Source organism: Tessaracoccus flavescens (assembly GCF_001998865.1).
Classification (GTDB): domain Bacteria; phylum Actinomycetota; class Actinomycetes; order Propionibacteriales; family Propionibacteriaceae; genus Arachnia; species Arachnia flavescens.
The window spans coordinates 294,763-316,669 of the sequence record NZ_CP019607.1 but is presented as its reverse complement, the minus strand read 5'-3'; the positions used below and the strand labels follow the sequence as shown (position 1 = coordinate 316,669).

Sequence of the window (21,907 nt, the reverse complement as noted above, 5' to 3'; positions counted from 1 at the left end):
CACACAGAAACGAGCATCCATGGCAATCACTGCCGCTGACGTGAAGAAGCTCCGCGACGCAACCGGCGCGGGCATGATGGACGCCAAGAAGGCCCTCGTCGAGGCCGACGGCGATTTTGACAAGGCCGTCGAGGGCCTGCGCATCTCCGGCCTGGCAAAGGCCGCCAAGCGCGCCGACCGCGAGGCCACCAACGGCATCGTCGCAGGCCGCGAGGGCGCCCTCGTCCAGTTCGCCGCCGAGACCGACTTCGTCGCGAAGAACGCCGAGTTCGTCGGCCTGGCCGATGAGATCCTTGCCGCCGTCCTTGCCTCCGGTGCGACCGACGTCGCCTCCGCGAACGAGGCCCCGCTGGCCTCCGGCGCGAAGGTCGGCGACGCCGTCCAGGAGCTGGGCGCCAAAATCGGCGAGAACCTGTCCGTGGCCAACGTCGCCAACTTCGACGGTGACACGCACCTCTACCTGCACCGTCGTGCAGCTGACCTGCCCCCGCAGGTCGGCGTGCTCGTCGAGTACAAGGGCTCGGAGGAGCTGGCTCACCACGTCGCTCTCCAGATCGCCTCCATGTCCCCGCAGTGGGTCCACCGCGAGGACGTCCCGGCCGACCTCGTCGAGAACGAGCGTCGCATCGCCGAGGCGACCGCGAAGGAGGAGGGCAAGCCCGAGGCCGCCCTCCCGCGCATCGTCGAGGGACGCGTCGGTGGCTACTACAAGGACGTCGTCCTCGTGGACCAGCCCGCCGTGTGGGAAGACAAGAAGACCGTCGGCGCCGCCCTCCGGGACGGCAACACCGAGATCGTGCGCTTCGTGCGCTTCGCCATCGGCGCCTGAGCGCTTCCGCTCTCAGTGAAGTAGAGTTACGTGCGCCGCGACCTGTGAGGGTCGCGGCGCACGTGCCATGTCCAAGCACAGTCAGTCGAGGAGGTCTGGTGGCATACCAGCGAGTGTTGTTGAAACTGTCCGGCGAGGAGTTCGGAGGGGGCAAGCTCGGCGTCGATCCTGTGATCGTGTCGAACATCGCCCAGCAGATCGCCGACGTGGTCCGCAGCGGGACCCAGGTGGCGGTGGTCGTCGGAGGCGGCAACTACTTCCGGGGTGCTGAGCTCTCCAGGAACGGCATGGCCCGCGACCGCGCCGACTACATGGGCATGCTCGGCACCGTGATGAACTCGATCGCGTTGCAGGACTTCTGCGAGAAGGCGGGCATCGAGACCCGCGTGCAGTCCGCCATCTCGATGGCCCAGGTCGCAGAGCCCTACATCCCGCGTCGCGCCGAGCGCCACCTGGAGAAGGGCCGACTCGTGATCTTCGGCGCAGGCTCAGGCATGCCCTACTTCTCGACCGACACCGTCGCAGCGCAGCGCGCCCTCGAGATCGGTGCCGAGGTGCTCCTGATGGGCAAGCAGGGCGTCGACGGCGTCTACGACAAGGACCCGAAGGTCCACGCGGACGCGAAGAAGTTCGACACCCTCACGCACGACCAGTTCCTGACCGAGGATCTGAAGGTCGCAGACGCCACCGCGATCTCGCTTGCCCGCGACAACAACCTCAACCTCGTGTTCTTCTCCCTGTCCGAGCCAGGCAACATCGCCCGCGCAGTCGCGGGTGAGCCCATCGGAACCATCGTCACCCGCTAAGAAAACCGTCCAGGCATTAGGAGCCGTCAAACATGATCGCCGAAATCCAGCAGGAAGCCTCCACGAAGATGCAGCAGGCGGTGGACCACGCCCGCGAGGACATGGCCACGATCCGCACGGGACGCGCGCATCCTGCGATGTTCAGCAAGATCCAGGCCGACTACTACGGTGCGCCGACGCCCTTGCAGCAGCTCGCCCAGTTCACCTCTCCCGATCCCCGCTCGTTGCTGATCACCCCCTTCGACCGCAGCGCCATCGGTGCCATCGAGAAGGCCATCCGCGATGCCGACCTGGGCGTCAACCCCGGCAATGACGGTAACGCCGTGCGCATCGTGATGCCGCAGCTGACCGAGGAACGCCGCAGGGAGTACATCAAGATGGCCAAGGGCAAGGCCGAGGACGCGCGCATCGCCGTGCGCAACATCCGCCGCCACGCCAACGACCAGCTGAAGAAGCTCCAGAAGGACGGCGAGATCAGCGAGGACGACCTCGTCCGCGCCGAGAAGGCCCTCGACGGCACCACGAAGAGGTTCGTGGAGAGCGTCGACGAGGTGCTCAAGACCAAGGAAGCCGAGCTGGCCGAAGTCTGATGACCGACGGGCAGGCTGCGATCACCAAGACGTCGAAGGCCGGCCGGGACCTCCCGGCTGCCATCGGCGTCGGAGTCGGCCTGTTCGCCGCGGTCGCCGTCGGGCTGCTGTGGGCCCCGTGGTTCTTCGCCCTCTTCGCGGGCGCCGCGCTCGCGCTCGGCACCGTCGAGGTGCACCGGGCGCTCCAACTCAAGGGCATGCGTTCCGAGATCGTGCCGATCGTGATCGGGACGGTCGTGTCCATCCTCGGCGCCTACGCAGCCGTGATGGCCAAGCTGACGGTGACGCCGACGGCGTTCATGCTGATCTGCCTGTGCCTGACGATGATCGTCTCGCTCACGCTGCGCCTGCGCGGGGGACAGGACGGCTTCATCCAGGACGTGTCGGCCAGCGCGTTCATCCTCGCTTACATCCCTCTGCTCGGTGGCTCCGTTCCGCTGCTGCTCGCGGCCGAGAACGGAACGCTGCGGATCCTGGTGATCGTGATGTGCGTGATCGGCTCCGACACAGGTGCCTACGTGACCGGAGTGACCCTCGGCAGGCACAAGATGGCGCCGAAGATCAGCCCGAGCAAGACCTGGGAGGGCTTCGTCGGCGGACTCGTCTTCGCGGGGGCCATCGGCGTGCTTTCCGCGATCTTCCTGCTCGACATCTCCTGGGTGATCGGGTTGCTGCTCGGCGTCCTGCTCAGCCTCGCTGGCACCGTCGGCGACCTGGTTGAATCCTTGATCAAGCGCGACGTAGGCTTGAAGGACATGTCCAACTTCCTGCCGGGTCACGGCGGCATCATGGATCGTCTCGATTCGCTGCTCGTGGCCATGCCGGTGGGCTGGGCGATTCTCCATCTCACCGTCGGCGGCTGACGCCGGAAGGACAAGCGCGTGTCTCCAACCTCCCTGCCTCTCGTGTTCGAGGCTCCCCGCCGCGGGAAGCCGCCGAAGCACTGGCTCGACCTTGCTCCCGAGGAGCGCGTCGAGGCGACGGAGAAGCTCGGCCTTCCGCGCTTCCGCGCCGACCAGATCTCCCGGCACGTCTTTGACCGGCTGGAGGTCGACGCCGCCAACTTCACCGATCTGCCCGCCGCGATCCGCACGGATCTCGGTGAGCAGCTGTTCCCGAACCTGCTGGAGCAGGTCACCCGCCGCACCACGGACGACGGCAGCACCGTCAAGACGCTGTGGAAGCTGCACGACGGTTCGCTGCTCGAGTCGGTGCTGATGCGCTACCCGAACCGGACGACGCTGTGCATCTCCTCGCAGGCCGGCTGCGGCATGGCCTGCCCCTTCTGCGCCACCGGCCAGGGCGGCCTGAAGCGCAACCTGTCCCAGGGCGAGATCACCGCCCAGGTGCTTGCAGCCGACCAGCAGATCGCCTCCGGGGTCGTGCCTGGAGCCACCGGGCGCCTCAACAACATCGTCTTCATGGGCATGGGTGAGCCGCTCGCCAACTACAACGCGGTCATGGGCTCGATCCGCACCTTCGTGGAGCCGAGCCCCAACGGCTTCGGCATGAGCGCCCGCCACATCACTGTCTCGACCGTCGGCCTCGTCCCCCAGATCAACCGGCTCACCGACGAGGGGCTGCCGCTGACGCTCGCCGTGTCGCTGCACGCCCCCGACGACGAACTGCGCGACGAGATCGTCCCGATCAACAACCGGTGGAAGGTCGACGAGGTCGTCGACGCCGCGTGGGAGTACGCGAAGAAGACGAAGCGACGGGTCTCGATCGAGTACGCCATGATGCGCGACATCAACGACCAGGTCGAGCGCGCCGAGCTGCTCGCGAAGGTGCTCAAGCGCCGCGGAGACTGGGGCTGGGTGCACGTCAACCTCATCCCGTTGAACCCCACCCCCGGCTCGAAGTGGACCGCTTCCCGCAAGGCCGACGAGGTCGCCTTCATCGAGACCCTCGAGCGGCGCGGGGTCCCGGTCACCCTCCGCGACACCCGCGGCCAGGAGATCGACGGCGCCTGCGGTCAGCTCGCGGCGAGCGTCTCCGGGCCCTGAGGTTCGCCGATCAATCCGCGATTCGGCCCGTTTTCGGGTCGATCATGGGTCATGATGGGTGATCGGAAGACAGGGGGACCAGTGAACACTGCTGAATTCGAGGCGCCTGCTGCAGGCGATGAGCGGCACCACGCGTGAGCGCCCCCGCCCCGGAGACCTCGACATGGGAGGAACTGGTCCAGGCCGAGCTTGAGGCCTTCTTCGCTGAGCGCTCCCGCGACGCGATGCGCTTCGGAGCGCAGTTCGAACGGCTGTGGGAACTTGCCCGCGAGAACTCCCTCGGGGGGAAGCTGCTCCGCCCACGGATGCTGCTCGAGGTCTTCGACACGCTCCGCCCGGACGGGCTCGGGTGGCGGACAGCGGTCGAGCTCAGCGTCGCCGTCGAGCTGTTGCATCTCGCGTTCCTGCTCCATGACGACGTGATCGACGGCGACCTGCTGCGTCGCGGACATCCCAACCTGGTCGGCACCCTCGTCGAGGACCATGGCGACCTGAACTGGGCGCACAGCAGCGCGATCCTCATGGGTGACCTGCTCACGAGCGCCTCCCATCTGCGGTTCGCCCGGATCGACACGACCCGTGAGGTGCGGCTTCGGGTGCTCGACCACCTCGAGCGGATCGTCACGGAGACCGTGGCGGGGGAGCATGCCGACGTGGCACTGAGCGTCGGGGTGATCGAGCCCGACATCGCGACCGTCGTCGACATGACCACCTGGAAGACGGCCGCCTACACCTGTGAGCTTCCGCTGCGCCTCGCGGCGATCCTGGCCGGTGCGCCGCGTGCGCTCGAGGAGACCCTCGCCGCCATCGGCGGGCGCCTCGGACTCGTCTATCAGCTCCAGGACGATCTCCTCTCCACCTTCGGGGAGGCAAGCCTGCACGGCAAGGACCGGTGGTCCGACCTACGCGAAGGAAAGCAGACCGCCCTCGTCGCGCATGCCCGTGGCAGCGCGCAGTGGGGACGCATCGAGCCCCTGCTCGGCACGCATGAACTCACCGGGGACCAGGCGCTCGAGATCGTCGCCCTGCTGGAGGAGTGCGGCGCCCGCCGCTTCGTCGAGGACCTGGTGGAGGAGCAGCTGCACTCGACCCGGCAGCTCATCACAGGTGGCGCGCTTCCTGGCGCCACCCGACTCGTCCTGCTGAGGATCCAGCACGACCTCGAGGGGAGGCAGTCGTGACGGGGACCCCGCTCCAGCGTTACCGGGCGACGGCCGAGCGAGCGGCGAACCAGGTGATCGCCTCCTACTCGACCTCGTTCGGCGCGGCGACGAGGCTCTTCGGCAGGCGGCACCGACAGCACATCCGCAACATCTACGCCCTTGTCAGGGTCGCAGACGAACTGGTAGACGGCGTCGCGGCGGGGGCCGGGCTAGCCCTTGGTGAGCAGGAGGCCTCGCTCGCGCGGTTCGTGGCGGAGACGCACCGGGCCATGGACTCCGGCTACAGCAGCGACCTGGTCATCCACGCGTTCGCCTGCACCGCCCGCGAATGTGGCATCACGCTCGAACTGGTGGATCCGTTCTTCGCGTCGATGCGCTCCGACCTCGCCGAGCAACGCAGCCTCGACCGCGACGAACATGACGCCTACGTCTACGGCTCCGCGGAGGTGGTCGGTCTGATGTGCCTGCGCGTCTTCGTCAAGGGCCGGTGCTACAGCCCCGAGGAGACCGAACGCCTGGAGGCCGGGGCGCGCGCTCTCGGGGCCGCCTTCCAAGACATCAACTTCCTGCGGGACCTCGCCGAGGACACGGGGCAGCTGTCGCGCAGCTATCTCGGTGCTGCAGGCCGGCTCGACACCGCCGCACGGGACAGCTGGATCGGTCAGATCCGCGACCAGCTCCGCACCGCGGACGAGGCCGTGCGGCTCCTGCCGAGGGACGCGAGAATCGCGGTGCGCTCCGCGACTGCGCTGTTCGCGGAGGTCGTGGACCGGATCGAACGCACAAGCGTCGAGGAGCTGTACCAGCGTCGGGTGAGCGTGCCCAACTCGGTCAAGGCGCTGCTGATCGGCAGGGTCGTCGCATCCGGTTGGCTGGTCAGGGCGTGAGCCGGGTCGTCGTCGTCGGAGGCGGCGTCGCGGGGCTCGCGACAGCTGCTCTGCTCGCCCGCGACGGGCATGAGGTCGAACTGCTGGAGGCCCGCGAGGAGCTGGGTGGTCGCGCGGGACGCTTCGACCGGGACGGCTTCCGCTTCGACACCGGTCCCTCCTGGTACCTGATGCCGGAGGTGTTCGACCACTACTTCTCGCTGCTCGGCAGCAGCACGAGGGAACAGCTCGATCTCGTCGCCCTCGATCCCGGCTACGCCGTGTTCAGCCCGCGGACCGACGGTGCGCCGACGCCCGCGACGGTGGTGCCGCGCGGCGCCGAGAAGGTGATCGACCTGTTCGAACGTCGTGAGCGCGGCGCAGGGGCACGGCTGAGGAGGTATCTGCGCTCCGCAGAGGACGTGAAGTCGCTGGCCTACCGCTGGTTCCTCTACAACCCGTTTACGCGCTTCGAACGGCTGGCACGGCCCGAGGTCCTGAGGAACCTGCCGCGCCTCTCCGCGCTGCTGAGCGTGCGGCTCGACCGCCACATCGGTAGGCGCTTCGATGACCGGGTGCTGCGGCAGATCCTCGGATATCCCGCCGTGTTCCTGGGTGCGGCGCCCGCCATGGTGCCCTCGATGTACCACATGATGAGCAGCTTGGACCTCGGCGACGCAGTCCGGTACCCGCAGGGAGGGTTCACCCGCATTATCGCGGCCCTCGAGCGGCTGGCGCGCGACAACGGGGTGCGGATCACGCTCGGCGCAACGGCCACGGCGATCACCACCTGTGAGGGGAGAGGCCGGAAGCGGAAGGCCACGGGCGTGGAGTGGGTCGATGCCGACGGCCTCCGCCACCACAGCGCGGCCGACCTCGTGGTCTCCGCGGCGGATCTCCACCACACCGAGACGCGGCTGCTGCGGGCGGAGGAGCGCACCTACCCGCAGCGCTGGTGGGACCGCAAGATCAGCGGCCCAGGGGCCGTCCTGGTGATGTTGGGTGTGCGCGGCCGGCTCGACGAGTTGCCGCACCACAGCCTGTTCTTCGTGGAGGACTGGGACGAGAACTTCGAGGCGATCTTCGGTGACCGTCCGCGGATCCCGGAGCCGGCGTCGATCTACGTGTCACGCACCAGCGCCACCGATCCGGGGGCGGCGCCCGAAGGCCACGAGAACCTGTTCATCCTCGTCCCCGTCCCCGCCGACACCGGCATCGGATCCGGAGGCGACGACGGCGCCGGGGACCCGTCGGTGGAGGCCGTGGCCGACAGCGCCATCGCTCAGATCGCCGACTGGGCGGGGATCGACGACCTTGCAGAGCGGGTGGTGCTGCGCCGCACCGTCGGCCCTCGCGACTTCGCGCGCGACTACAACTCGTGGAGCGGTGGCATGCTCGGCCCCGCCCACGTGCTCAGCCAGAGCGCCATGTTCAGGGCACAGAACCGCTCCCGGAAGGTGGAGGGCCTGTTCTACGCCGGCGGCACGACCGCTCCCGGCATCGGCGTGCCGATGTGCCTGATCAGCGCGGAGGTGGTGCTCAAGCACATCCGCGGCGATCACCGCCCGGGACCGCTGAGTTCCCTCTAGCGGCGGGGCCCGAGCAGCCCACGCATGGGGACCGTCCAGACGTCCTGACCGGCCGCGCCCCAGCGGGCGAGCAGGCTGTTGGCCGCCAGGAAGCCCGTGGTGGCCGCTCGCTCCATCAGCGCGACGGGATAGTCGCAGCGCACCCAGTCGCCGGCCAGGACCAGTCGCCCGGACGGTGTCTCGACACCGGGACGCTCGTCCCAGCCGGTCGGGCCGATCACGGAACAGTCGTCGCGGATCTGCACCTCGCGGTGCAGCACCTTCATGCCCGCCGTCTCGGGATAGACGCGGGCCAGTTGCGCCTCGAGGTCCGCGACCACCCGCGCCGCGGCGGCATCGTCCGACATCACCTCGGCGGGTGAGGCGTAGCCGTGCAGTTCGATGACCGATCCTCCGGCCTGCGCCGACCAGCGGGCGGCCCCCGCCTCGAAGCGCTCCAGCACCGAGACGTTGTCGAGCGGGCCGTAGCCGCTCGTGCCGAGGAAGGCGACCCGCTCCGGCGAGACCTGCCCGTCGAACCACAGCCGCACCACGGTGAACGGCGCAGCGTTGCGGGTCCGGGCCACCCTTTCCCGCCAACCGCTCAGGTCGGAGGAGTCGATGCCCGCCACCAGGCTGCGCGCGGAGCGCGGGTCGGTGGCGAGGACGACGGCGTCGGCCTCGAAGGCGCCACCGTCGCTGAGCACTGCCGCGCGCCGCTCGTCGAGCCGGATTGACGACACGGGTGTCGACGTGAGGATCTCTACGCCGTCGGCGCGCAGTCGCTCGGCGAGCGGGGCCCACAGCGCCGTGTCGTAGTCATCGTCGGGGACATCGAACAGCAGCCCCTCCGCAGAGCCGAGGAAGTAGGTGTGGAACATGGCGACGAGCTCGCCCGCGGCGAAGTCCTCAGGGTCGGCGAAGAACGATCTGGCGAACACCTCGAGCGCAAGGTCGCGCGCATCAAGGGGAAAGCGCAGCCGGTCGAGGAACGCGGCGGCCGACTCGCCCTCGTAGCGCGAGTAGGTCCCGGGAAACCCGACCCGCAGCAGTTCCAGCGCGGCAGGCACGTTCACGGCCGCGAGCGAGGGCAGCGTGAACGTCGGAGACTTGACGACGAACCCGAGCACGCTCCACGGCGGGGTCCGGGGAATGGAGGCGAAGCTGTCGCGCATCCCGTCGGGCCTTTGCAGGGGGTAGTCCTCGACCGGGATCAGCCGCGCCAGATCCGGGTCGGCCGTGCGGAGGAGGGCGCGCAGGTTGTAGTACTGCCGGAAGAACGCGTGGAAGCCGCGGCTCATGGTGCGTCCGTCGCCGAGCGGCCAAGCAGCCACTCTGCCGCCGAGCCGGTCGTCGGACTCCAGGAGCCGCACGGCGACCCCTCGCCTGGACAGGGCAGACGCGGCGGCCAGGCCGGCGATGCCGCCCCCGATCACGATGGCGCTACGCGGCTCCGCGACCTGAGGCGTGCCGCCTCCGGCCCGGTGGAGGACGGCGCGCCGGTCGCGCCCGGGAAGCCCGCTCACAGCGGTCTCCTTCCGATGAACGTGTGCAGGATGCCGCGCTGCCACCCACCGACGGTGCGCGAGGCGAGGTCGACGAAACCGGCGCGGGCCATCCGCTCGAGCGCGACGTGCTTCGCGTCGTAGTCGCGCACGCTGCGCCACAGGTAGCGGTAGAGGCCAGGATTGCGGTCGATCACGGTGCCGAGGGGGATGATCACGCCCCAGCTCACCGCGTCCCAGACGGCGGTGGCGAGGCGGTCGCCCTCGACGCTGTACTCCTGCAGCACGAGCCAGCCGCCGGGGGCCAGCAGCGAGTGGATCTCGCGCAGCGCCGCGTCGCGCTCGGCCGCGGGCACGTTGCGCATGAGGTAGCTGGCGAACACGCCGTCCCATCCGGTGCCGACGCGCTCACGGTCGAGGTCGCCGACCCGCCCCTGCTGGAAGGACACTTTCGCGGGCCATGGCTTCGACCTCGCGCGCTCGAGCATCCCGTCGGACAGGTCGACACCGAGCACCTGGCGGGCCGCCGGGGCCGCCGCGCCGAGGGCCGCGGTCGAGGCGCCCGAACCGCAGGCGAGGTCGAGGATGAGACCGTCGGCCGGGATCCGGGAGGCAAGCGACGCCGCGGCGGAGTGCAGGTGCGCGTGGTAGCCGGGGTTGAGTCCGACCAGCAGGTCGTATCTGGCGGCCCCACGGTCGAACGCGTCTCGAAGTTCGCTCACGCCTTCTTCTCCTCCCGGCCGAGCCGGATCCAGCAGATGATGGTCAAGGTCACCATGGAGAACCCGAACCCGAAGTCCTCGACGGGAATGTCCCAGGGGAAACGGACCCCGAGCATCATGGCCGGCTCGTAGAGCACGAGCGGGGCGCTCAGCTTCGTGAGCCAGCCGTCCACCCAGATCATGAAGAAGAACACGATGGCCATCGAGCCCCAGTAGATGCCGGAGCGGAAGATGCCCGTCCTCGCCCACAGCAGTTCGAAGGCGACCACCAGGACGATGGAGACGGCGGTGAGGACGGTGTACTCAGGCATCGGCTTCCTCGCTGACGCGCTCGAGCCCGTCGCGCAGGCTCCACGTGATGCGTCCGGGTGTGGTCAGCACGGCCCACACCTTCCTGACGCCCTCATAGGTGAGCAGCCCGCAGATCGGGATCACGAGGAAGAAGGCGATCTCCTCGATCGGGATGACGCCGATCTTCAGCCCGCTCAGATACCGCTCGCTGTACCACCAGTGGCCGCGCAGGATGCCGAGGATGTCCCAGGCGATGAAGATGACAAGCATCGGCGCCATGGCGAGGACCAGCCGCCGGGGATTGCGGTAGACGCGGGCGCCGAAGCCGAACTCGAGGGGGAGGGTGATGAGGATGCACAGGCCCAGCACGATCAGATACTGCCAGTTGTCCAACGTCGCTCCCTCCGCTTCGTCGATCCTAGGCCACGGTGCCCGGCGCCCGGACGGGTCTCGTCAGATGGTGGCGATCTGGCTACGGTGGTCGCGAGGAGGCCGCATGGATGATCGTCGGGCAGTCCGGGACGGTTCGGGACCGGCCATCGAGCGTGGACCCGGTTTCGTGCGGGTCAGGGCGATGGCCGCCGCCCGGCGGGTGTTGCAGGCGCGCTCGTCGACCGCCCAGGCCGGGTTCACGGCCGAGTACATCCCGCAGGGTCCGTTGAAGAACCGGCCGATCCTGATCTCCGACGGCCCGCAGCACGACGAGCAACGACGAAAGCTCGGCCGCTTCTTCGCGCCGGCGGTGGTCGAGCGGCGCTACACGGGGCCCATCGACGAGGCGGCCGCACGGTATGTGGCTGGCGTCGTCGCCGCGGGGGAGTGTCTCGTGGACGAGCTTGCCCTGCACTTCGCCGTCGACGTGACCCGTGACATCGTCGGGCTGACCGCCTCCGATGTGCCAGGACTCTCCAGGCGGCTCGAGGCCTTCTTCAACCAGCCGCCGTTCGACCTCACCAAGCCAGGTCTTGGCCGGACCCGGCGCCAGTGGGCCCAGGCCGCGGCCCGCGGGCTCGGCCCGATCATCGCCTTCCACCTGCGCGACGTGCGCCCCGCGATCCGGCAACGCAGACGCGGCCGCCGCGACGACGTGATCAGCCACCTTCTCGACGAGGGGTACAGCGCAGCCGAGATCCTGGTCGAGTGCCTCACCTATGGCACGGCGGGCATGGTCACCACGCGCGAGTTCATGGCCATGGCGCTCTGGCACCTCCTGGGGAACCTGTCGCTCGCGACGCGCTTCCGAGGGGCCGATCGGCCTGGCCGGATCCGGATCCTCGAGGAGATCATCCGGCTCGACCCCGTTGTCGGGAACCTGTATCGCCGTGCCACCGCGAGCGTGCAGCTCGACGACGACGAGCAGGCCGGGGCGGGGGACCTGATCGACGTGTGCGTCCGCGAGGCCAACCACGACGCCGAGGCGGTGGGCCCCGAGCCGCACCGCCTCGACCCTGACCGCTGCCCCGTGAAGGGAGTGCGCCCCGTCGGCCTCAGCTTCGGCGACGGGGCACACGCCTGCCCCGGGCAGAGCCTGGCCCTGCTCGAGGCAGACGCGCTGCTGATCCGTCTGCTCGAAGCGGGGGCGCGCATCGTCGATGAGCCAACGCTCACGTGGGACGACCTGGTGGCGGGGTACCGGCTGCGCGGGTTCCGGATCGCCTTCTCCTGAGCGTCAGTCCTTGAACAGGACTGGTTGTTGAAGACCCACTGGTTGGTCGCCGTCCTCCCACTGAACCGGGAATCTGCCGGGCACAACCCGCACTCACGGCCACATTGACGTCCACCGGATGATCGTTGTGGGTGCTGGAAGGGGCGCGGAGGTAGAATCCGCTGCGGCCCTGACCGTGAACAAGAGGAGAAGCATGGACCAGCAGCTGGAGAAGGTCTACGAGGCGGTCATCGCCCGTAACCCTGGAGAAGCAGAGTTCCACCAGGCCGTCCGCGAGGTCCTTGAGAGCCTCGGCCCGGTCATCAACCGCCACCCCGAGTACCTCGACATGAAGATGCTCGAGCGCATCTGCGAGCCGGAGCGCCAGATCATCTTCCGCGTGCCGTGGATGGACGACAAGGGCGAGGTCCACATCAACCGCGGCTTCCGCGTCGAGTTCAACTCCGCGCTCGGCCCCTACAAGGGCGGCCTGCGCTTCCACCCCAGCGTCTACCTCGGCGTGATCAAGTTCCTTGGCTTCGAGCAGATCTTCAAGAACTCGCTGACCGGCCTGCCCATCGGCGGCGGCAAGGGCGGCTCGGACTTCGACCCGCGCGGCAAGTCCGACGCCGAGGTCATGCGCTTCTGCCAGTCGTTCATGACGGAGCTGTACCGCCATCTCGGCGAGTACACCGACGTGCCCGCGGGCGACATCGGCGTCGGCGGCCGCGAGATCGGCTACATGTTCGGCCAGTACAAGCGAATCACCAACCGCTACGAGTCCGGCGTGCTGACCGGAAAGGGCATCGGCTGGGGCGGCTCGCTCGTTCGCACCGAGGCCACCGGCTACGGCACCGTCGTGTTCGCCAACGAGATGCTCAAGACGCGCGGTGAGAGCTTCGACGGTAAGCGGGTCATGGTCTCCGGCTCCGGCAACGTCGCGATCTACGCTGCGGAGAAGGCGGCCCAGCTCGGCGCCACCGTCGTCGGCTTCTCTGACTCCTCGGGCTACGTCGTCGACGACAAGGGCATCGACCTCGACCTGCTCAAGCAGATCAAGGAGGTCGAGCGCGGACGCGTCTCCGACTACGTCGACCGCCGCTCGTCGGCCAAGCTCGGCACCTCCGGCTCGATCTGGGACGTTCCCGTCGACGTCGCGCTGCCCTGCGCCACGCAGAACGAGCTGAACGGCGAGCAGGCCGCGACGCTGGTCAAGAACGGCGTGAAGGCCGTGGCGGAGGGCGCAAACATGCCCACCACCCCGGAAGGCATCCACGTCTTCCAGGAGGCGGGAGTGCTCTACGGCCCGGGCAAGGCGGCCAACGCGGGTGGCGTCGCCACCTCTGCGCTGGAGATGCAGCAGAACGCCAGCCGCGACTCGTGGAGCTTCGAGCACACCGAGGAACGCCTGACCGAGATCATGCAGAACATCCATGAGCAGTGCGCCGTCACCGCGGACAGCTACGACGCCCCCGGCGACTACGTCGTCGGCGCGAACATCGCGGGCTTCGAGAAGGTGGCGAAGGCCATCCAGGCCTTCGGCCTCGTCTGATCCTCGACGATGACGGCGGGCGTCCGCTCTCCTTGAGCGGGCGCCCGCCGTCTTTCGTGATCAGGCGAGCAGCGCCGGCCACGGGACCACTGGCTGGTCCCTTGGCCCGGCTGGCTGGAAGGGCGAGAATGGGGCGGTGCTGAGACTGCGACCCGATGACCTCACCTCCCCGGAGACCCTCGCTCTGATCGACGAGCACGTGGCCGAGATGCGTGCCACCTCGCCAGCGGAGAGCTGCCACGTCCAGGCCGCCGACGAGCTCGCGGTTCCCGGCACGATGCTCTACACGGCATGGGACGGCGGGCAGCTGGTGGCCATGGGGGCCATCAAGCGCCTCGACGCCCAGCGGGGCGAACTGAAGTCGATGCGCACCGTCGAGGCACGGCGGGGGACGGGCGCCGGTCGGGCCATGCTGCGCGGGCTCATCGACGCGGGTCGCGAGGCCGGCTACCGCAGCCTCTGGCTCGAGACGGGAGTCGAAGACCTGTTCGTCCCCGCCCGCGCGCTCTACGAGAGCGAGGGTTTCGTCAGGTGTCAGCCGTTCGGCAGCTACACCGACGACCCGTTGTCGGTCTTCTACACCCTGAGGCTGTGACTCAGGCCGGGTGCGACACCGGCGCCGGCCCCCAGAGGTCGCGGTAGTGGGCGATCCTGGCCCCGTCAGGCTCGATGCCGTAGGCGTCCCAGAAGGCCTGCTGGTGCCCGGGGCCGTAGTCCCAGTCGATCGACCAGGAGGCGATCGCGAGGTCGGCCCACCGGTCGGCCACCCCGAGGCTGCCGAGATCGACGTGACCGACGAAGCGCCCGTCGTCCCCGATGATCGTGTTCGGCGCGCAGGCGTCGCCGTGAGCGATGACGAGCCGGTCGACATCGGTCTCATCGCCGACCCAGTCGACGGGGCCGAACATCGAGTCCGACGGGTCGAGCGAGTGCAGCACGGCGTAACCATGGCCGATCGCGGCCGCAGCGCGGTCCGGCTCGGCCGTCCACCGCCCGGCCACTGCCGACAACCCAGGCAGGGCGCCGCTGACGATCAGCCACTGGTCGTCCTCGTCGACGTAGTCGAACACCCGTGGTGAGGGGTGGCGGCTCGACAGCCAGCTCATCCGCTCTGCCTCGGGCAGCAAATCGACCGGGCTCCACTTCGCGAACAGGTCCTTCGCGTCGTCGGCGACGAGCCGTGCGGTGATCCCGCCCAGCTCGTTGCGCCACACCAGCTCTGCGACGCTTCGTCCGTGCTGACCGGCCCACCGTGTGATGAGCCCGGGAACGGTGGTGCCTGCTGGGGGAGGGCCGGACAGAGTCATGCCTCGATCGTGGCACACCGGTCAAACGGCCGGGGTGAAGCCCCACACGGCGCCCAGCTCCGGGCCCCGTCGAGCGCGACCAAGAGGACGCCGAGGACGTCTCCGGAATACAGGTTACCTGCGGCGTGCCTCCGGTCGGCGCAGGCCTGCAGCGCCCGCCGGTCCAGCGCATCCCGGTCGCCTCGCCGATGCTCGTAGTCCGGTCGGACGCCTAGACTTGCCGGGTGCGCACCATTGTCCTGCTCGGCTCGACCGGCTCCATCGGCACCCAGACCCTCGATGTCATCCGCGATCGGCGCGACCAGTTCCGCGTCGTCGGGCTCGGTGCCTCGGGAGGCAACCTTGAGCTGCTCGCGGCCCAGATCGTCGAGTTCCAGCCCGAGACCGTCGCGCTCGCCCGTCCGGCCGCGGCGAACCAGCTGCAGGGCCTCCTCTACGCCGAGGCAGACAAGCGCGGCTGGAACGCAGGCGACTTCCGGCTGCCGAAGCTGCTGCTCGGACCCGACGCCGCGACTGAACTCGCGGCCGCCGACGTCGACGTGGTGCTCAACGCCATCACCGGCGCGGCCGGGCTGCTGCCGACCCTCGCCACGCTCGCGAAGGGCACCACCCTCGCGCTCGCCAACAAGGAGTCCCTCGTCATCGGCGGCAGGCTCGTCACCAGCGCCGCGCGGCCGGGCCAGATCGTCGCCGTCGACTCCGAGCACTCCGCGTTCGCACAGGCGCTGCGCTCGGGAAGGGCCGACGAGGTGAGACGACTCGTCCTGACCGCCTCTGGCGGCCCGTTCCGAGGCCGCACCCGCGAGGACCTGGCAGCAGTCACCCCCGACGACGCCATGGCCCATCCGACCTGGGCGATGGGCCGCGTGATCACCATCAACTCATCCACCCTCGTCAACAAGGGCCTCGAACTGCTCGAGGCCGCCCTGCTCTACGACGTCGCCCTCGATGACGTCGTGGTCACCGTCCACCCGCAGTCGATCGTGCACTCCATGGTGGAGTTCCACGACGGGTCCACCATCGCGCAGGCCTCGCCGCCGGACATGCGCCTCCCCATCGGCATCGCGCTCACCTGGCCGGACCGCCTCGCGGACGCGGCGCGTCCATGCGACTGGTCGACCCCGGCGACCTGGACCTTCGAACCGGTCGACAACGACACCTTCCCCGCGATCGAACTCGCCCGCAGTTCGGGCAAGGCGGGTGGCACCGCACCAGCCGTCTACAACGCCGCGAACGAGGCAGCCGTCGACGCCTTCTGCGAGGGCCGGATCGGGTTCCTCGCCATCACCGAGATCATCTCCGCCTGCCTGGACGAGCACCTCGCCTCCGGCCACGTTGCCGACGACAACCTCACCGTCGAGGCCGTGCTCGCGGCCGACCGGTGGGGGCGTGAACGGGCGGCCGAACTCGTGGAGGCACGCGCATGACCGTCTTCCTCACCATCGTCTTCGCGATCCTCTTCTTCGCGCTGATCATGGCCTCGATCGCCCTGCACGAGGTCGGCCACCTGGTTCCGGCCAAGCTGTTCGGGGTAAAGGTCACCCAGTACTTCGTCGGGTTCGGCAAGACGCTGTGGTCCCGCACGAAAGGCGGCACCGAGTACGGCTTCAAGGCCTTCCCGCTCGGCGGCTACGTCCGCCTGGTCGGCATGTATCCGCCGGAGAAGAAGAACGCGCGGCCCGGCTGGCTGACGCGGTTGGCCGACCAGGCCCGCTCCTACGAGTACGAGGACATCAAGCCCGAGGACGACGGCAAGCTGATGTACCAGAAGAAGACCTGGCAGAAGATCATCATCATGCTCGGCGGGCCGGCGATGAACATCCTGATCGCCTTCCTGATCTTCCTCGGCCTCAACGTGTTCCACGGCACCTACCAGTCCACGCTCACCGTGGCCAGCGTCTCCGAATGCGTGGTGCGCTCCGACCGCGAGGACCAGACCTGCACCGACGCCGATCCGCTCACTCCCGCCAAGGAGGCGGGCGTCCAGGTCGGTGACAAGCTGGTGAGCTTCAACGGCGTGCAGCTGACCAGCTGGGAGCAGCTGGGCGACCTGATCCGCGAGAACCGCGACCAGCCGGCGACCGTCGTCGTCGAGCGCGGGGGAGAGCTGATCACGCTGCCGACCGTCGAGACGAAGCTGAACTACGTGCCCGACCGGCTCGACCCGACCAGGTACATCCAGGCCGGCTTCTTCGGGGTGTCCCCGACGAGCGAACTCGTGCACGGCGGCCCGGTCGAGACCGTCGACCAGATGTGGACGATGACGCAGCAGTCGGCCGTCGCGCTCGCCAGCTTCCCGGTGCGTGTCTACAACGTCGCAGCCGACCTCGTGACCGGGCAGCCGCGCGACGTGAACTCGCCGCTGTCGATTGTCGGCGCCTCCCGCGTAGCGGGCGAGATCGGCGTCAGCACCGAGATGAGCACCTCCGACAAGGCGGCGACCTGGCTCTCCCTGCTCGGCTCCGTGAACCTGTTCGTCGCGCTGCTGAACCTCGTCCCGCTGCTTCCACTCGACGGCGGCCACATCGCAGGCGCCATCTACGAGTGGATCAAGCGCAACCTCGCGAAGCTGTTCGGCAAGGCCGATCCCGGCCCCGTCGACACGGCGAGGGCGCTGCCGCTGACCTACTTCGTCGGGGGCTTCCTCCTGCTCGGAGGCATCGTCCTGATCCTCGCCGACATCATCAGCCCGATCCAGCTGTTCTGACCAGTTCACCGTCCATACTAATCTTGTGACCATGTCCGTGAACCTCGGTATGCCCGCGCCCGTACCCCTCACCCTCGCCCCGCGTCGCAAGACGCGGCAGATCAAGGTGGGCAAGGTGCTGGTCGGGGGAGACGCCCCCATCTCCGTGCAGTCGATGACCACGACCAAGACGACCGACATCAACGCGACGCTGCAGCAGATCGCAGAGCTCACCGCCACCGGCTGCGACATCGTGCGCGTCGCCGTGCCGAGCCAGGACGACGCGGACGCCCTTCCGATCATCGCGATGAAGTCGCAGATCCCCGTCATCGCGGACATCCACTTCCAGCCCAAGTACGTGTTCAAGGCGATCGACGCAGGCTGCGCTGCCGTCCGCGTGAACCCGGGCAACATCAAGCAGTTCGACGACAAGGTGGCCGAGATCGCAAAGGCCGCCGCGGACGCGGGAGTCAGCCTGCGGATCGGCGTCAACGCAGGCTCCCTGGACAAGCGGCTGCTCGCCAAGTACGGCGCACCCACGCCTGAGGCGCTCGTCGAGTCGGCGCTGTGGGAGGCCTCGCTGTTCGAGGACGTCGGCTTCCACGACTTCAAGATCTCGGTCAAGCACAACGACCCGGTCGTCATGGTGCGCGCCTACGAACTGCTCAGCGAGGCGTGCGACTACCCGCTGCACCTCGGCGTCACCGAGGCCGGGCCGGCCTTCCAGGGGACCATCAAGAGCTCCGTCGCCTTCGGATCGCTGCTGAGCCGCGGCATCGGTGACACCATCCGGGTGTCCCTCTCCGCGCCACCGGCCGAGGAGGTCAAGGTCGGGCTCAAGATCCTCGAGTCGCTGAACCTGCGGCCCCGCAAGCTCGACATCGTCTCCTGCCCGTCCTGTGGTCGCGCCCAGGTCGACGTCTACACGCTCGCCGAGCAGGTCACCAAGGGACTCGAGGGCATGGAGGCGCCGCTGCGCGTTGCAGTCATGGGCTGCGTCGTCAACGGCCCCGGCGAGGCGCGCGAGGCCGACCTCGGCGTCGCCTCCGGCAACGGGAAGGGCCAGATCTTCGTCAAGGGCGAGGTCATCAAGACCGTCCCGGAGGACGAGATCGTCGAGACCCTGCTCACCGAGGCGCGCCGGATCGCGGCCGAGATGGGCGAGGTCGGTCAGCCTGAGGTCAGCGTCTCCTGATCTTGCCGCGCCCTGACAGTGGGCGCGACCCTGCCCGGTCTGCGCCGCGGCGCCGACGCAGGGCCGGGGCAGGCTAAGGTTTCCAGCATGAATCCCCGACTGCATGCCCTTGGCGCGGCAGATCGGGACTCCGCGCTGGACTTCCTGGCTCGTAGCCCCGTCGAGAACCTGTTTCTCTCGTCCAAGGTCGACGCCTACGGCATCGACCGTCGCCGCCTCGGCAAGCTGTACGCCTTCGAGCGGGACGGGCAGATCGCGTCGATCCTGCTCGACGGGGGAACCGTGTTCGTCGCGGGCTTCGACCCGGATGCGCTTCCGCTGTTCGTCAACCAGCTGGGGCCGATCCGTCGCTGCACCTCGATCCTCGGGCCGGCCATCTCCGTGCTCGGCCTCTTCATCAGGCTGGCCGAACGCTGGCGTGGGGCATGGGGGTCGATCTCCAACGTGCGCAGCCGCCAGCCTCTGATGCTGCTCGAGGCGCCTCCCGACCCGACGCCGGATCCGCGGGTGCGCAGGCTCACCGTCGACGACTACCCGAGCTACCTCGACGCCTCCGTCGCGATGTACACCGACGAGATCGGCAGTTCGCCCTTCAAGTACGGCCCAGGCTACGAGCGGTTCGTGATGCAGCGGCTCCGCGCAGGGGAGGCCTACGGGATCGTCGAAGACGGGCGCGTCATCTTCAAGGCGGACCTTGGCCCGAAGCTCGGCGGGCAGGCGCAACTGCAGGGCGTGTGGGTCTCACCCGACCTCCGCGGACAAGGGATCAGCGTCCCGGCCCTTTCGGGGATGCTGCGCCTGGCGATGGAGGAGTTCCCGACCATCAGCCTCTACGTCAACGACTTCAACACGCCCGCCATCAAGGCCTACGAGAAGCTCGGCTTCGTCGAGGTCGGCGCGCTCGCCACCGTCCACTACTGACGGGGCGCAGCACCGCTTCGTACGCGACGCGCCACCGGCGCTAGAGTGTCGCTTCGTGATCTCCACTCTCTCCAAGCTGTTCGTCCGCACGCTCCGCGACGACCCCGCCGCCGCCGAGGTGCCGAGCCACCGCTGGCTGGTCCGCGCAGGCTACATCCGTCGCGCCGCCCCCGGCATCTACACCTGGCTGCCGCTCGGCCTGAAGGTGCTGCAGAAGGTCGAGACGATCGTCCGCGAGGAGATGGACGCGATCGGCGGTCAGGAGGTGCACTTCCCGGCGCTGCTGCCGCGTGAGCCCTACGAGCTGACCAACCGGTGGACGGAGTACGGCGACAACCTGTTCCGGGTCGTCGACCGCAAGGGCGCAGACATGCTGCTCGGCCCCACACACGAGGAGATGTTCACGCTGCTGGTCAGCGATCTCTACTCCTCGTACAAGGATCTGCCCCTGACCCTCTACCAGATCCAGTCCAAGTACCGCGACGAGGCGCGTCCCCGCGCAGGGCTGCTTCGCGGCCGCGAGTTCGTGATGAAGGACTCCTACTCCTTCGACCTGGACCAGGAAGGTCTCGATGCCGCCTACGCGCGCCACCGCGAGGCCTACATCCGCATCTTCGAGCGCCTCGGCCTCGAGTTCGTGATCGTCACCGCCATGGCGGGCGCCATGGGCGGATCCCGCTCGGAGGAGTTCCTGGCGGTGGCCGACAACGGTGAGGACACCTTCGTCCGCTCGCCCGGCGGCTACGCCGCCAACGTCGAGGCCGTGCGGATCGCTCCGCCCGAGGCGCTCGACGTGGCTGCCGCGCCCGAGATGGCCCAGTTCCCGACGCCGGGCGTCGGCACCATCGCGGGCCTTGTCGAACTGCTCAACGCCCAGCTGCCTCGCGAGGACCGCGCCTGGGAGGGGGCTGAGACGCTCAAGAACGTGCTGTTCATGGTGAGCGCCCCCGACGGCACCTCGTACCCGCTCGCCCTCGGCCTTCCCGGCGACCGCCAGGTCGACGTGAAGCGCCTTGAGGCGGCCATGGAGCCGGCAGAGGTGGCCACCTTCACCCCCGAGGACTTCGCGAAGTACCCGGAGCTCAAGATCGGCTTCATCTCCCCGGTCAGCCTCGACGGCGCCCGTGTGCTCGGCGAGGAGTCGAGCACCGGCATCCGCTACGTCACCGATCCCCGCGTCGTCGACGGCAGCCACTGGGTCACCGGGGCGAACGTCGTCGACCAGCATCTCTCCGGCGTCACCGCAGGCCGCGACTTCACCTCCGATGGCGTCCTCGATGTCGCCGAGGTCCGCGAGGGCGATCCCGCCCCCGACGGCTCCGGCCCGCTGACGCTCGCCCGGGGCATCGAGATGGGCCACATCTTCCAGCTCGGGAAGAAGTACGCCGAGTCGCTCGGCCTCAAGGTTCTCGACCAGAACGGCAAGCTCCAGGTCGTCACCATGGGCTCCTACGGCGTCGGCGTCTCCCGTGCCGTCGCAGCGGTCGCCGAGGCCACCTCCGACGACAAGGGACTCTGCTGGCCCGTCGCGCTCGCCCCCTACCCGGTGCACATCGTCGCGACCGGGAAGGACCAGGCCGTCTTCGACGAAGCGGCACGCATCGCGGGCGAACTCGACGCCCTCGGCATCGACGTCCTCGTCGACGACCGCAAGGCGAGCCCGGGCGTGAAGTTCGCCGACGCCGAGATCCTCGGCATGCCGGTGATCCTCGTGATCGGCCGCGGGCTCGCCGAAGGCAAGCTCGAACTGCGCGACCGGCGCACCGGGGACAAGACCGAGATCGCCGTCGGCGACGCGGTCACCGCGATCAGCGAGCTGCTGGCCCGCTGATCACGGGAGGCAGGGCGCGGTGGGCGGCGAGCAGTACTGCCGCCGCCCCGCCCGACGCCAGCGCGAGAGGGACGATCGTCACGGGCATGAGTCCTCCCAGCACGATCGACCAGGCCAGGAAGATGACGACGCCGGCCAGCGCCCACCAGGCGGGGACCCGGTTCGGCCTGCGCACGACGACGCCGAGCCATGCCCCGATCGCGGCGATCAGCGCGAACAGCACCAGCACGGGGGCGTGGAAGGCGCCGTAGCCCCAGACAATCGGAGCCACCCAGCTGCGATACGTCACCGGCCCGTCGGCACCGGTGTTCGGGTCGCCCATCCACTGCATCGGATAGGTGGGGAAGATCATCCAGGCGACCGCCCCCGTCAGCAGCACGCCTGCCACGATCTGCCACCCGAGCCTGCTCTGCGCCATCGTCAT

General features: G+C 68.9%; 22 protein-coding genes. 16 read left to right on the top strand and 6 right to left on the bottom strand.

What is annotated here, in order from left to right; all coding sequences use genetic code 11:
- The first annotated feature begins 19 nt into the window (after positions 1-19).
- The 8 genes from tsf (at position 20) to crtI (ending at position 7,849) form a co-directional block, all read left to right on the top strand.
- On the top strand, positions 20-829 hold the full coding sequence (gene tsf, locus BW733_RS01550) for a translation elongation factor Ts (protein WP_077347274.1): 810 nt from the start codon (positions 20-22) through the stop codon (positions 827-829).
- 95 nt (positions 830-924) lie between these two features.
- Positions 925-1,635, top strand: coding sequence for a UMP kinase (gene pyrH, locus BW733_RS01545; protein WP_077352629.1), 711 nt, complete (start codon positions 925-927; stop codon positions 1,633-1,635).
- Positions 1,636-1,670: 35 nt separating this feature from the next.
- Positions 1,671-2,225, top strand: coding sequence for a ribosome recycling factor (gene frr / locus BW733_RS01540; RefSeq protein ID WP_241389333.1), 555 nt, complete (start codon positions 1,671-1,673; stop codon positions 2,223-2,225).
- Complete coding sequence (locus tag BW733_RS01535) at positions 2,225-3,088, top strand: phosphatidate cytidylyltransferase (RefSeq protein ID WP_077347270.1); 864 nt, start codon at positions 2,225-2,227, stop codon at positions 3,086-3,088. The genes frr and BW733_RS01535 overlap by 1 nt, the downstream gene beginning before the upstream one ends.
- Before the next feature lie 18 nt (positions 3,089-3,106).
- Positions 3,107-4,231: a dual-specificity RNA methyltransferase RlmN gene (rlmN, locus tag BW733_RS01530; protein WP_077347268.1), complete on the top strand. Its 1,125-nt coding sequence runs from the start codon at positions 3,107-3,109 to the stop codon at positions 4,229-4,231.
- A 134-nt stretch (positions 4,232-4,365) separates the two neighbouring features.
- Positions 4,366-5,412 carry a polyprenyl synthetase family protein gene (locus tag BW733_RS01525; RefSeq protein WP_152024517.1) on the top strand — a complete coding sequence of 349 codons (1,047 nt, stop codon included), beginning with the start codon at positions 4,366-4,368 and terminating at the stop codon, positions 5,410-5,412.
- Positions 5,409-6,281 carry a phytoene/squalene synthase family protein gene (locus tag BW733_RS01520; RefSeq protein WP_077347266.1) on the top strand — a complete coding sequence of 291 codons (873 nt, stop codon included), beginning with the start codon at positions 5,409-5,411 and terminating at the stop codon, positions 6,279-6,281. Before BW733_RS01525 ends, BW733_RS01520 begins: the two co-directional genes overlap by 4 nt.
- Entirely contained in the window at positions 6,278-7,849 is a 1,572-nt protein-coding gene (gene crtI / locus BW733_RS01515; protein WP_077347264.1) for a phytoene desaturase family protein, read from the top strand. The genes BW733_RS01520 and crtI overlap by 4 nt, the downstream gene beginning before the upstream one ends.
- Here the strand turns inward: crtI and BW733_RS01510 are convergent.
- Genes BW733_RS01510 through BW733_RS01495 form a run of 4 tightly spaced genes read right to left on the bottom strand, consistent with a single transcriptional unit; the run spans position 7,846 to position 10,739 of the window.
- On the bottom strand, positions 7,846-9,354 hold the full coding sequence (locus BW733_RS01510) for an FAD-dependent oxidoreductase (protein ID WP_077347262.1): 1,509 nt from the start codon (positions 9,352-9,354) through the stop codon (positions 7,846-7,848). The two genes, crtI and BW733_RS01510, sit on opposite strands and share 4 nt — an antisense overlap.
- Positions 9,351-10,055: a class I SAM-dependent methyltransferase gene (locus tag BW733_RS01505; RefSeq protein WP_152024516.1), complete on the bottom strand. Its 705-nt coding sequence runs from the start codon at positions 10,053-10,055 to the stop codon at positions 9,351-9,353. Before BW733_RS01505 ends, BW733_RS01510 begins: the two co-directional genes overlap by 4 nt.
- The gene (locus BW733_RS01500) at positions 10,052-10,366 is read right to left on the bottom strand and encodes a lycopene cyclase domain-containing protein (RefSeq protein ID WP_077352625.1); all 315 of its coding nucleotides are present in this window, start codon (positions 10,364-10,366) and stop codon (positions 10,052-10,054) included. Before BW733_RS01500 ends, BW733_RS01505 begins: the two co-directional genes overlap by 4 nt.
- Positions 10,359-10,739: a lycopene cyclase domain-containing protein gene (locus BW733_RS01495; RefSeq protein WP_077347260.1), complete on the bottom strand. Its 381-nt coding sequence runs from the start codon at positions 10,737-10,739 to the stop codon at positions 10,359-10,361. Before BW733_RS01495 ends, BW733_RS01500 begins: the two co-directional genes overlap by 8 nt.
- 103 nt (positions 10,740-10,842) lie before the next feature.
- Here BW733_RS01495 and BW733_RS01490 point away from each other — a divergent pair, with 103 nt between their 5' ends.
- The 3 genes from BW733_RS01490 to BW733_RS01480 all read left to right on the top strand — a co-directional run bounded on the left by BW733_RS01490 (position 10,843) and on the right by BW733_RS01480 (position 14,138).
- Positions 10,843-12,012: a cytochrome P450 gene (locus BW733_RS01490; protein ID WP_077347258.1), complete on the top strand. Its 1,170-nt coding sequence runs from the start codon at positions 10,843-10,845 to the stop codon at positions 12,010-12,012.
- 193 nt (positions 12,013-12,205) lie between these two features.
- Positions 12,206-13,543, top strand: a complete 1,338-nt coding sequence (gdhA, locus tag BW733_RS01485; RefSeq protein WP_077347256.1) for an NADP-specific glutamate dehydrogenase — start codon at positions 12,206-12,208, stop codon at positions 13,541-13,543.
- Positions 13,544-13,679: 136 nt separating this feature from the next.
- Positions 13,680-14,138 (top strand): GNAT family N-acetyltransferase, encoded by a 459-nt coding sequence (locus tag BW733_RS01480; RefSeq protein ID WP_202970248.1) that lies wholly within the window; start codon positions 13,680-13,682, stop codon positions 14,136-14,138.
- A gap of 1 nt (position 14,139) precedes the next feature.
- Here BW733_RS01480 and BW733_RS01475 read toward each other — a convergent pair whose 3' ends face one another.
- Positions 14,140-14,850 carry a phosphotransferase gene (locus tag BW733_RS01475; protein ID WP_077347254.1) on the bottom strand — a complete coding sequence of 237 codons (711 nt, stop codon included), beginning with the start codon at positions 14,848-14,850 and terminating at the stop codon, positions 14,140-14,142.
- A 224-nt stretch (positions 14,851-15,074) separates the two neighbouring features.
- Between BW733_RS01475 and dxr the strand changes: the two genes are divergently transcribed.
- The 5 genes from dxr (at position 15,075) to BW733_RS01450 (ending at position 21,483) form a co-directional block, all read left to right on the top strand.
- Positions 15,075-16,277: a 1-deoxy-D-xylulose-5-phosphate reductoisomerase gene (gene dxr, locus BW733_RS01470; RefSeq protein ID WP_077347252.1), complete on the top strand. Its 1,203-nt coding sequence runs from the start codon at positions 15,075-15,077 to the stop codon at positions 16,275-16,277.
- Positions 16,274-17,557, top strand: a complete 1,284-nt coding sequence (locus BW733_RS01465; protein WP_077347250.1) for a M50 family metallopeptidase — start codon at positions 16,274-16,276, stop codon at positions 17,555-17,557. Before dxr ends, BW733_RS01465 begins: the two co-directional genes overlap by 4 nt.
- 31 nt (positions 17,558-17,588) lie before the next feature.
- The gene (gene ispG, locus BW733_RS01460; RefSeq protein WP_077347248.1) at positions 17,589-18,731 is read left to right on the top strand and encodes a flavodoxin-dependent (E)-4-hydroxy-3-methylbut-2-enyl-diphosphate synthase; all 1,143 of its coding nucleotides are present in this window, start codon (positions 17,589-17,591) and stop codon (positions 18,729-18,731) included.
- 87 nt (positions 18,732-18,818) lie between these two features.
- A complete protein-coding gene (locus tag BW733_RS01455; protein WP_077347246.1) occupies positions 18,819-19,652 on the top strand; it encodes a GNAT family N-acetyltransferase in 834 nt (277 codons plus the stop codon).
- A 55-nt stretch (positions 19,653-19,707) separates the two neighbouring features.
- Positions 19,708-21,483, top strand: a complete 1,776-nt coding sequence (locus BW733_RS01450) for a proline--tRNA ligase (RefSeq protein ID WP_077347244.1) — start codon at positions 19,708-19,710, stop codon at positions 21,481-21,483.
- On the opposite strand, the gene BW733_RS01445 is transcribed toward BW733_RS01450, so the two are convergent.
- Positions 21,461-21,907, bottom strand: coding sequence for a hypothetical protein (locus BW733_RS01445; RefSeq protein ID WP_077347242.1), 447 nt, complete (start codon positions 21,905-21,907; stop codon positions 21,461-21,463). The two genes, BW733_RS01450 and BW733_RS01445, sit on opposite strands and share 23 nt — an antisense overlap.